The 12,139-nt window shown below is 62.9% G+C and carries 5 protein-coding genes; all 5 read left to right on the forward strand.

Annotated features, from left to right (window positions below; translation table 11 throughout):
* Window positions 1-23: 23 nt before the first annotated feature.
* Genes OE747_RS20210 through OE747_RS20230 form a run of 5 tightly spaced genes read left to right on the forward strand, consistent with a single transcriptional unit; the run spans window position 24 to window position 11,913 of the window.
* Window positions 24-2,615, forward strand: a complete 2,592-nt coding sequence (locus OE747_RS20210; RefSeq protein ID WP_263830284.1) for a PD-(D/E)XK nuclease family protein — start codon at window positions 24-26, stop codon at window positions 2,613-2,615.
* Complete coding sequence (locus OE747_RS20215; protein ID WP_263830285.1) at window positions 2,612-5,755, forward strand: UvrD-helicase domain-containing protein; 3,144 nt, start codon at window positions 2,612-2,614, stop codon at window positions 5,753-5,755. Before OE747_RS20210 ends, OE747_RS20215 begins: the two co-directional genes overlap by 4 nt.
* Entirely contained in the window at window positions 5,755-6,924 is a 1,170-nt protein-coding gene (locus tag OE747_RS20220) for a DUF6361 family protein (RefSeq protein ID WP_263830286.1), read from the forward strand. Before OE747_RS20215 ends, OE747_RS20220 begins: the two co-directional genes overlap by 1 nt.
* Window positions 6,914-8,746: a phospholipase D family protein gene (locus OE747_RS20225; protein WP_263830287.1), complete on the forward strand. Its 1,833-nt coding sequence runs from the start codon at window positions 6,914-6,916 to the stop codon at window positions 8,744-8,746. The genes OE747_RS20220 and OE747_RS20225 overlap by 11 nt, the downstream gene beginning before the upstream one ends.
* Entirely contained in the window at window positions 8,743-11,913 is a 3,171-nt protein-coding gene (locus OE747_RS20230; RefSeq protein ID WP_263830288.1) for a helicase-related protein, read from the forward strand. The genes OE747_RS20225 and OE747_RS20230 overlap by 4 nt, the downstream gene beginning before the upstream one ends.
* The last annotated feature ends 226 nt before the right edge of the window (window positions 11,914-12,139 follow it).

Genomic DNA, 12,139 nt, shown 5'->3' on the forward strand with positions numbered 1-12,139 from the left:
GTTAACGATTCGAAAGGCACCGGATGCGCATAGATCCCCTGTTGACTCGAAGCCCCATCACGGATGCCGTCCGCCATGTGACGGACGAGTTGCTGGCCGAGGTTTACCTCGCACCGCGTGGCACGGCCCCGGACCTGACCACAGTGCTGGGCCAAGGCACGCCCTGGTCGGACAGCTTTCTGACCGCTCCGCAGGAAACAGCTCGGGCGGTAGAGGCCGGTCTGATCGCGGTCGCGCATGCCACTCCCCACATCGACGTCTCGGACCTTGCTCCCGAAGCCCTGCCCGAAAGCCGCGCACGGTCGCATCTTGAAGCACTGCGCGACCTCTGGCGCGACCTCGGCAGACTGCCCGCTCCATTGGACATCTGGGTTCATGTTCTGCGGTCGAAGGCGAGCGATGCGTTGGAGCCGCTGCCCCTGATCAGCGCACCCTGCCTCTTTGCATCCGCTGCCGAAGCGGCCGTGGCAGACACACTGCGCGATCATCATGGCACGCTGGAGCACACCCTGGTGACGGCCCATGCCGCACGCGGGAGTGTTTTGCGGCACATCCAAGAAAACCTTGGGCTAAGTTCGGAACACGTTGCCCGGGACGATAGCGTTGCGTGCTACGGCCTCCGGGATCCGCGCGAAGAGGTCGAATTCGCCGCCGCGCTTGCCCGCGCCATGCTGGACGAGGGCACCGTGACATCTCCGAAGGATATCGGCCTTCTGGTTCCGGATCAGCCAGCCTATGCCTTGGCCCTGCCCGAAGCATTCGACCGGGTCGGCCTTCCCCTGTCCGGCCTGCCGACAGAGGCGGCGACGCGCGATCAGGTCGGCGAATTGCTGTCTCTCCTGCTCGTCGTTCTGGCCGGACCTGCACCACGAACGGCACTGGCTTCCCTCTATGTTTCGCCCCTGATGCCCTGGACTATGGAAACCGGCCGCCGCATGGCGCGGGAAGTCATCGAGCGTGGCTATTCCCGGACTGCCCGGCAACTCGATGGTCCTGCGCGCGAAGTGCTGGATGCCCTGCGCCCCTGCGAGACCCCGGCCCAGCTCTTTGCCCGGCTGGGTGCCGTGGCCCGCACCACACTTGCCGCAGATCTATACCCGCGCATCGCCACACTGAAGGCCGTGACCGGCGAAACGGTTGATTGGGCGCTGCTCCGCCGCCTGGCCGAACCGTCCCCGCTGGCTGCCGATGGACATGACCGCTTTGTCGAAGGTGTGTCCCTGTTCAAGGAAACAGCCCTGCCCTGGCGGCCCGTTCGCCAGTTGATCGTCCTCGGCATGGCAGGGCCACATTGGCCCCGGCTGCCCGGATCGAATCCGCTTTTCACCGAAGGCGAAATCAACGCGATCCGAGCCACCGGCCTGATGCTGCAAGGCCGCGAGCAAAGACTGGCGCGCGGCCTTGCCCTGTTCCGTCGTCAGCTTGGCGCCGCCTCGGATGGCCTGACCTTGCTGGTTCCCGCGGTTGATCTGAAGGGCGCGCGGTTGACACCCTCGACCGGCATGGCGCTGATTACCCACATCCTGGGGGCAGAGGATCCTGCCGACCTCGTGCAGGATGTTCGAAACGCCCCCGAGCCGGATTGGCCCATCGCCGCTCATCACCCCGTCCCGGTGCCGCTTGGTGGTGCGCCCGCGTTGCCGGAAAGCGGACTGCTCCACCTTCACCGCGGGCTTGGCACACGGGATCAACCGGGAATCGACCTCCTGCGGCTGCGGGAAACCAACGCAGGCCCGTTGCCACATTCCCCGTCACGTCTGGAAACCCTGCTTGTCAGCCCGCTGGGCTGGCTGCTGGACGAGCTGGGCGCAAAGGACCGGACATGGGCACCCGAGACACTGGACGTGATGACGCTTGGCACCCTGATGCATCAGGTTCTGGAGGACGTCTTTCCGGAGGGTCGCCCGGTGCCCGAGGACGAGAGCATTTCGGTGTCCGTCCCGAATGCCCTGGACGGCGCGCTGAAAGCACACGCCGATTGGCTTCTGGATCGGGCCTGGGCGACAGAGCGGCACAATCTTGAACGCGAAGCGCAAGACATCTGCCTTTCCTGGGCGGCGTTCCTGCGCCGGGTCGGGGCCGAAATCCTCCACAACGAGATCGAGTTGAAAGGCGATCATGGTGGCATCCTGTTGCACGGCAAGGCCGACTGCCTGCTGCGTTTGCCCGATGGCCGGGTTCTCGTCATCGACCACAAACGCGCTGGCTCACGGGGACGGCGGGATCGGATGTCGAAGGGCTGGGACCTGCAGGTTGCGCTCTACCGCGCGATGCTGGAGCGGCCTGCCGAGGAGACGCCGCTCACGCAACTGGTGCAGGGCGGCGCGAAGGTTGTGACCGCCTATCACACACTGATGGATGGCACCGTGCTGTCCGACGCCGACGGCGCGGGCCTGGCCGGGGTCGAATGCGCCTCCGAAGATGCGTCGATCAATGCCATGAACGCACTTTCCCAAATCCTGAAGGAGGTCGGCGCAGGCACCATCCGCCTCAACAGTGCAGGCGATGCCGAGGCGTTCACGAAAGAGCGTGGCATCACCGCCTACGCCCTGGACAACCCGCTGGTGTCGGCCTTCAGCAAGCCGGAGACGATCGAAGAGGAGGAGGCGGAATGACCGATCTGTCCCTTGTGCCCGCCGGGGCAGGTGCCGGAAAGACCTACCACATCCAGAAGAAGCTGGCGGATTGGGTGGTCAACGGCGACGTCGCCCCTGGCCGCATCCTTGCCGTGACCTTTACCGAAGCCGGGGCCGCCGAGATGCGCGACCGTGTGCGCGCAGAGTTGATGGCGCGTGGCCGCATCGCGGACGCGCTGGAGATCGACCGAGCCTATGTCGGCACGATCCACGCGCTGGGACAGCGCCTTCTGACCGAACACGCCTTTGCCGCGGGGCGCGCGCCCGAAAGCCGCCTGCTCAGCGAACCTGAACGCGACCTGTTGATCCGTCTGGAAATGAACCGCTGCGAAGCGTTGCGTCCCCTCATGCAGGACCTCGACCGTTACGGGTATGCCCCGGACTTCTTCAGCGGGCGTAGCGCCGAGGACGGTTTTCGCGCCGATGTGCTGAAGGCCGTGGACCTGATCCGCAGCCTTGGCGACCGTGGACGCTCGCCCGACATACTTGCCCCGGCCCTGGACGCAATCACAGAAAGCTATGGGCCCTGCGACCCTGATGGCTCGGCATTGACGGCAGCGCTGCGGGGGGCTGTTCAAGACTTGCTGGAGGCCTTCCCAGACAGCCTGGCACCGGGGTTTGCAGGCAATGCTTCTGCCGTCAAGAGCTTTGCCGACAACCACCGGGACCTGCGTCGGGCGCTGGCCGGCGATGCCCTGTCGACAAGCTGGTCTCTCTGGCAAAAACTGCGCGGCCTGCGGCAAAGCAGGCGGGGCGCCGCCACACCGGACGGCTACGACGCGTTGGCCGAAGCCGTCATCGCAGCCGCTGACGCCCTGCCCCGCCATCCCGGTCCGCTGGCCGATGCCAAGGCACACCTGACGGCGCTGGTCACCGGCGCACAACAGGTGTTGGACGCCTACGCCGCTGCGAAACGTCGGGCCGGGTTGATCGACTACGCCGACATGATCGCCGATACAGAGGCGCTCCTGCGCACCCGTCCCGAGATCCTGGACTCAGTTCTCGGAGAAATCGACTGCGTCGTGATCGACGAGTTCCAGGACACCAACCCGGTCCAATTCGCCCTGCTCTGGCGCCTGGCACGTGGGGCGAAAAGGGCGCTAATCGTTGGGGATACCAAGCAGTCGATCATGGGCTTCCAAGGCGCCGACGCGCGCCTGTCGGAGGCCTTGTCGCAGGCGCATCCCGATACCGTCACGCCGCTGGATCGCAACTGGCGGTCCGAGGCCCGGATCATGGACTTCGTCAACGCGCTCGGGCCCAAATTGTTCGACGCCTATGACCCGCTGGAAGCACAGCGGGTGGTCGGTCCGGACACCGCGCTCGAGGTCGTCTGGAAACCCACGGGCCGAAAGGACACCTCAGCCGAGGTCATTGCGAACCGGGTGGCAGACATCCTTGAGGCCCGGATTCCGGTCGAGGACAAGGCCACCAAGGCATTTCGTCCTGCGCGTCCGGGCGACATCGCCGTGCTGACCTACACGCACGTCAAGGCGGCCAGGACCGCCGCCGCGCTCAAGGCGCATGGCCTGCCTGTCCGCATCCAGCAGGATGGCTGGCTTGCCTCGCCCGCGATGCGCGCCGCCCGTGCCGCTCTGGCCGTCGCCGCCGATCCCGAGGACAGCCACGCCGCACTCACCTGGGTAACCCTCGGTCCGGCGCGCGTGCCACTGGAGGACGCATTGCGCAGCGCGATGGATGGCGTTCTCGGCACACACACGGCGCTTGAGCCATTGATCGCGCTGACAGCGGGGATCGAAGCGCGGCCTGTGGCCGAAACCGTCGCCGACGTGTTGCGCCTGACCGAGTTGCGCGACTGGGCAGCGGGTTTGGCATCGCCTGCCCAGGCACTGGCCGACCTTGCCCGGCTCGAAGCCGAAGCGCAGGAGTTCGACGCCATGGCCCAGGACCTGCGTGCCGCGGCAGGGTTCCATGGTGCCGGCGTGCTACTCTTTCTAGGCTGGATTGCCGGCCAGACCGGCCGCGATTGGGATCGCCACCCGGACCCTGATGGATGGTCCTCGTCCGGTATCGAAATCTGCACCTGGCACGCCGCGAAGGGCCGTGAATGGCCGATAACGGTGGTCGCGGGGCTCGACCAGAAAATTGCCGAGCGCCCCGGAACCCTTCGCGCAGAGTTCGCCGGGTTCGACGATCTCGACAACGTGCTGGGCCATGCAGGAATTGGGTTTCTCCCGGATCTTGCTGCGCCGGAAAGTCAGGAGCCCTTCGCCGATGCCCGCCGTCCCGATGATGAACGCAAGGCGGCACGCGAGCTCTACGTGGCACTGACCCGGGCGCGGGATCGATTGATCCTGCTCTTGCCGCGCCCGACCAAGAATGCTCCCGAACATCCGAAAACCATGGCCGACCTGTTGCGGGCCCGTGCCGGCTTCAACGTCGAGGCCGGAACACTGGACATCGCGGGCAGCCCCTTTGCCGTGCAGGTGACCGACGGCATCCCAGACGGACCCGAGAAACCTTTGACAGACATGCAGGCGAGCCTGCAACGCTTCGGCATTCCATCAGCGCACGTCTCGACCATTCATACCCCATGGCGGCGCAGCCCTTCGACCATTGTAGCACTCGCGCAGCCCGAAGCGTTGCGTCTGGAGACCCTCAGGCTTGCCCCCGGCGTGGACGAGACCCGAACCACCGATGCCGCGGATCGCGGAACCGCATGGCACCTCGCGTTCCGAGTACTGGCCGATCGACCGGACCTTGCGAACCGCATCGCCGCCGCGACCGGGCTGCCAGAAAAAGCCGTGGAGCAGATCGCCTGTCAGGCCAAAGCGGTCACGGGCTGGCTGAAAGAACACGGCTACCAGAAGATCCATTTCGAACTGCCTTTGCAGGAAGCGGCTCCTGACGGGTCCGAGACCAATGCCATACTGGACTGCCTGGCCGAAGGACCGGCGGGCCTTCTGATCCTCGATCACAAATCCGGTCCCTGCCCCGATCCTACCGCGCGGTTCGCAACCTACATGCCTCAATTGTCCGCCTATGCCGAGATGGTACGCCGCAAATGGCCCGACAAGCCGCTGAACGGCGTCGCCATTCACTGGATGAGTGAGGGCAGCCTGTCAGTCGCATCGCTGCAAACGGAGGTTCACCTCTGATGTCCTTTCTTGGATGGATAGATTTCGATCAGGCCGACCGAGACCGAACGCGTCGGATCATTGACCTGTTCGGGCAGGAGGACACTCGCGATGAACTGGGACTTGGCGCCATCCGCGATGGTCTGGCCGATCTCATGTTCCCCGGGACATCGACGATCCAGACCCGGCTTCGCTACATGCTGTTCACACCCTGGATCTATCGCATGGCCGGTGAAAGAAACATCAGTGCAGCCGGACGCCGGGATATCGCCCGTGGGCTGGAAATCCTCCTGATCGACGCCCTGCAACGCGGCGGCGAAACGAGAGGGGTCATAGGCAGCGAAGCCCGCGAAAAGCTGAAGCGCCTGCCCAGCGATGTCTACTGGGCGGGTTTGTGGGCCCTCGGCATCCGACGGTTCCAGGGCACGCGTAATGCATGCTTCGAGGTCCCCTCCTCCGAAGCTGCAACGCTCTGGGCACCGGGCTTGCCTTCACATCCGGAAAACTTCCTTCAATCCGATGAGGCGGCAGTACGCTTTGCCTTGACACAGGAAGAGGCAGGCTTCCTCCGGGACAGACTGGTCCAGGCTGCCCCTGACAGCCTTTTCACGTACTTGTCGCGTCAGCAGACAGCGGCGGAATGCGACTGGGTCTGGCTTCATCCGGACTTCGCTTCGTGGCCGGAACGCCTGCGCCGGATTGCGACCCATGCCGAGCGCTTCTCGCGCCTGATGCATGGCGCAGCGCTGCTCTACAATTTGATGTTGGCAGAGGAACTGGCGGCGATACAGGGTGAGACCGTCGCCATCGGCAAGGAAAAGGTCGAGGCCTACACCAAGAGCCTGGATGCCTGGCGAGAGGAGATCGCCGGGCTTGCGCTTGCCGACTGGTCCCTCGACGACCTTTGGCTCTTGGTGGAACAGACAGGCCACACCGTTACGACCCAGGCACGGCGCTTTGTCGAATCCTGGCGCATGGTCACCGAGCAGGCCGCCGGCAATGTCCGCATAGATGCTCAAGCCCGCAGCCTCGTCCGACAACGCGAGGAACGACTGAAAAATCGCAAATCCCGCTTCATCAACGGCAGCGCCCTGCGTAGCTGGAACGGGGCGTCCGGTGTGGCCCCGTTCAACTATCGCTGGCAACCCGTCGTCTCCGACCATCTGAAGGATCTTGCCGATGCAGGGTAAGGCCGCGCTCGATCCCGAAAACCGCGCTCTCTATGGCGAAATCCTGCGCCCACCCGCTGGCTGCGAAGTTGATGCCGCCGTGGCCACCACCTACACGCTCGATTTCGAAACGGCCCTTGTGGTTCCGGCAACCCTCGCCTTCCACGCTGCCGAGACGCGCGCGCAAACCCTGGACACGCCTCTCGCACTGCTTGAAGGGCTCGAACGCCTCGCGTCGCGCATTGCGATCTTTTGCGAAGCGGGCCGCATCCGCGCCATGCCAAAAGAGGGAAACCGTCTGACCGCGCTGCTCGAGGAAACGGTGACCGAGGTCCTTGCACCCGAGGGTGGCGCGTTTCATCCGAAGCTGTGGCTGTTACGTTTCCGGCCCGTGACAGGCGAGGGACCTGCCCGTCTGCGCCTTGCGCTGCTCTCACGCAACCTGACCACAGACACATCCTGGGACATGTCGCTTTGCCTAGATGGTGCGGTCGGCGAGGCAAACATCAACGGCAATGCCCCATTGGTAACGCTGCTGACAGAGCTCCCCAATCTCGCGTCCGGCCGACCGACCCCCACCCGGGTCAAGACCATGGTCGCTTCGCTTGCCACGGATCTGGCGCGGGCCGAGTGGGAGTACCCCGAGAACATCCGCAAGATTTGCTTTGCGGTGAACGGATTGGGCGGCAAGGTCTGGAAACCACGCGTCGGCCGCACTCTCGGGATTGTCTCGCCCTTCGTGACGGATGGCGCCCTTTCCGCCCTTTCCGCCCGAGTGTTGCCCGAGAACGCCATTCTGCTTGGTCGCAGTGAAGAAATGGCACTTCTGAAGCCCGAAACACTCGCCCGCTTCGAACAATGCCTGACACTGGATGAGATGGCGGAAACCGAGGATGGGGAAGAGACAGAGGATGCACAGGGACCTGTCCCGGCACATGGTTTGCATGCCAAGGTATTTTTGACCGAAAACCATTCAAGCACCGAGATCACCATCGGGTCTGGTAATGCCACGACGGCAGCCCTGATCGACGGAAGCAACGTCGAGGTTTTTGCCACGCTGTCTGGGTATACACGGCACCTCGGAACTGTCGCCGACCAGCTGGCAGAAGACCTGCTGGGCCGCTTCCTGCGCCCATTCAGGCAAGATCATACTCCCGAGACACCCGGAGAGGATGCCGCGGCACGGAGACTGGACCTGCTGCGCCGAAAGCTGGCCGAAGCGGCCCCGGAATTGCGCTGTGTCGAAACGGGCGAGTTGGTTAGGCTGCACCTTTCAACAGGCACGCCCGTTCACCTCCCGGACGGGATCACCCTGTCAGTCTGGCCTCTCATGGCCGGACGAATGCATGCCACCTCCCTGCCCCTTGTCGATTGTGCGGAACGCGCCCTGATGCCGCTCCCGCTTCGGGACGTGACGCGCTGGATCGGTGTGTTGCTTCGCGACGAGGAAACCGGATTGGAACAAAGCTTTACCCTGGGAACGACGTTGAAAGACCTTCCCGACCGTCGTTCGTCGGAAATTCTGCGCTCTTTCATCGAAAACCGCGAAACGTTCCTGCGGTACATCCGCCTGCTGTTGGGGGATGTTTCCGCGGCAACGCAGGCCCTGTTTGCCGCCGGCAAGGGTGGCAAGCTGGACGGGGTCTTCGGAACTGAACGGGACAGCCCGATCCTCGAAGACATGGTGCGTGCGCTCTCCGGTGACGGCCGCCAGCTCCGAGACATCGAGCGATTGGTGCGCCGGCTCGCTGGTCCGGACAGCGATGAGACAGATGTCATACCCAGGGAATTCCTCACTCTTTGGGAAACATTTCGTCAAGTACTGCCCGAGAATGCGCCATGATGGACCGCTTTTGTGCCGAAGATGCCCTGCGTTCCCTCAAGGCGTTCCAGCGCGCTACGGTCGACTATGTCAGTCGGCGACTATTGATCGATGCGGACGCCACACGCCATTTCCTCGTAGCCGACGAGGTCGGACTCGGAAAAACCCTGGTAGCGCGAGGCGTGATTGCCCGAACGATCGAGGCATTGCAGGATACGATCCCGCGCATCGACATCGTGTATATTTGCTCGAATGGCGCCATTGCCCGGCAAAACGTGGCCCGCCTGAATGTCATGGGAAACGACGATGCCCATGTGCTGCCCACGCGCCTCACCATGTTGGCCATGGAGCTGGCTCGTGCAGGCGGCATAAGGCCAACTGGTGTGAACTTCTTCAGCCTGACACCCGGAACCTCGCTCGACGTCAAGTCCGGCGGCGGAATGAAGGCGGAACGCGCCCTGATCCTCCGATTGATCCGCCCGCTTCTCGAAGACCAAGAGGCGGTCACACGGATGCTGCAAGGCTATGCAGGAGTGGATGGCTGGAAGGCCACGCGCAACTGGGTCGACGCACAACCCGTCGAGCCGCAGATCGCAGAGAAATTCAGGCAAGCCGTCGCAGCCCGCCCGGACCTTTTGCGCGAACTCGAGGACTGTGCACAGGCCTACAAGGAAGAACTCGGACACAATACAAATTTGAACAGAAGACGGGAAAAGATTGTCGGTGAACTCCGGGCGCTTCTGGCCCGAGAGAGCGCCGAAGCCTTGGAACCGGACCTCATCGTTCTTGATGAATTCCAACGCTTCACAGAGTTGCTGCATGGAGACGGTGAGGCCGCAGATCTCGCGCGCAAGCTGTTCGATGCCAAGGACCCCGATGGCAATCAGGCGAAGGTGCTCCTGCTGTCCGCCACTCCCTATCGCATGCTGTCGCTGCGGGATGACGAGGCGGATGCAGGCGATCATTATCGTGAATTCCTCGACGTGATCGGCTTTCTTTTCGGTACGCGCGGGCCCCAAGTGCGGGCCGAGCTGGAAACCGAAATGCGCCGCTTTCGCCACGCTTTGCAAAGCCTGCCAGCTTCCTTCGACCGTGCTTGCACGGTTCGAGAAGGGATCGAAACCACCCTGCGTCAGGTCATCGCCCGAACCGAGCGCGTATCCGAGACGCAAGACCGCGACGCCATGATGCGTGACATCGACGTTCCCGTGACGATCGAAGCGGCCGATCTGGTCGCGGCGCGTGCAATCGCGCGAGTTGCAGCCGAGGCCTCCGCCCCCGGCACGGTCGAATACTGGAAAAGTGCCCCTTACCTGCTCAGCTTTCTGCGCGACTACAAGCTTGGTCAAAGGCTGGAAACCCTGAAAGACAATCCCCCCGACGAACTGCTCGATGCGATCCGCGCAGCACAGTCCGCACAGTTGGATACCGTCGCGATTGATGCCTATCAGGCGATTCCGGAGAACAACGGCCGACTGCGGGCTCTGAAACAGATCGCCTTCGAAAATGATATGGCCCAACGGCTCTGGGTCCCGCCAAGCCTGCCCTATTTCGGGCGTCCGGTGAATGCGAGCAAGGTTCTCGTCTTTTCGCAATGGTCCATGGTTCCCGACGCGATTGCGGCGCTTCTTTCCTATGAAAGCGAGCGAGCGATGGAGATGGGGCACACCAAACGCACCTACTCCGCCCGGCATCCTCAGTTGTTGAACTTTCGGCGCAACAAGGATCGCCTGACCGGCCTCAGAGTGCTTCCGCTGGTCATCCCTTCTCCGACCCTTGCCCGGTTGGTCGATCCCCTCGAAATCTTCCGTAAGGAAGGTCCGCTTGGCGATGTGCAGGCCCTCAGGGTATCAGCGCGACATCGTCTGAAGGACGTAGCAGAGACCTTGTCAGCGCGTCTCCGGGCGGTGGCGCGTGGCACCAACCTTCCGTCCCTGCAAGGCGAAGACCAGTTGGAACGCGCGGAGACCTGGGATTGGGCCTGCGCCGCATCTCTGGATATGGAAACCACAGGGTATGACCAGTGGCTCGGCACGGGAAGAATACTGACAGAGATCGTCAGAGACGACGGTCAGGAGGCTTGGCACGAGCACCTGCAAGCGCTGGACGCCGCCGCCCGGGACAACGTTTTGCACGGCACACCGGAAGTGGACGCGCTGCTTGATCATCTCGTCGATCTCGCCCTCGGAAGCCCGGCCACCTGTGCCCTGCGTGCCCTTCACAGGGTTGCGCCCGACTTGCCTCTCGATCACCCGGCAATGCTCGACGCGGCAGCCCGGATCGGCATGGCTTTTCGCGGGTTGTTCAACCAGCCCGAAAGCCAGGCATTGTTGCGCGGCGGCGAAACGGACGAAGTTTATTGGCAGGCCGTTCTCCACCACTGCATCGCGAACGATCTGCAATCCGTTCTGGACGAATACGTACATGTCTTACTCGAAGCCGAGGGACTGAACGACGCCACGTCAGAGAAGATCGTGACCGCATTGGCTGCCACGATGGACGAAGCTCTCTCGATCAAACCCGCCCAGATCGAACTCAAGCAGTACCAGGCTCGAGACGACCGCATCGAAATAACACCGGCGTTGAGAATGCGTGGGCGTTTTGCCACCCGACTTCTGCAGGGCGCACAGGAGGACGGCGCCGCTCAGCGCACCGACAGCGTGCGCACCGCCTTCAATTCTCCTTTCCGTCCCTTTGTCCTCGCCACGACCTCCGTAGGGCAGGAAGGGCTGGATTTTCACCCGTATTGCCATCGCCTGGTACACTGGAACCTGCCGACGAACCCTGTCGATCTCGAGCAGCGGGAAGGACGGGTGCATCGCTACAAGAACCACGCAGTCAGATTGAATCTGGCCGCGCAGCAGGGCGACAGCCTTCGCTCTGGTTCGCATTCCATGGACCCGTGGCAGCAGATGTTCCTGCAGGCGAGAGCGGTGGCCAAGCGGGACGGAGACATGGAACCCTACTGGCTGTTGGAAGGTGAAACATGCATCGAACGCTACACCCTATCCCTACCTTTCAGCCGGGAAGAAGCCTTGTCCCGCTGGTTGAAACGATCGGTCGCCCTTTACAGGATTGCATTCGGCCAACCGAGACAGGATGACCTGCTGGCATTTCTTCAGACCCTGGAAGCAGACAGAACCGGTCTGGACCTCCAGAAACTTCAAATAAGCCTGCGACCGCGATGAACCCGACGTTGAACAAGAAGTGGAGCACTCTGGCTGGCAGCAGAATGAATTTCGAAGGAGCGAGACCTGGCAAGGTTCCTGAAGCGATATTTTTTTCGCCCTTCGAGCAAACAATGCAGAGTGAAAAAGATTTCAACAAAAACAGCAATTTGAAATCTTGAAGCTCCCGGATCTCAACCGTACGGTTCAGGTCCGAAGATAATACAACTGAAACGAATTCGACAGG

The sequence above is a fragment of the Ruegeria aquimaris genome, from assembly GCF_025751555.1.
Taxonomy (GTDB): domain Bacteria; phylum Pseudomonadota; class Alphaproteobacteria; order Rhodobacterales; family Rhodobacteraceae; genus Ruegeria_B; species Ruegeria_B aquimaris.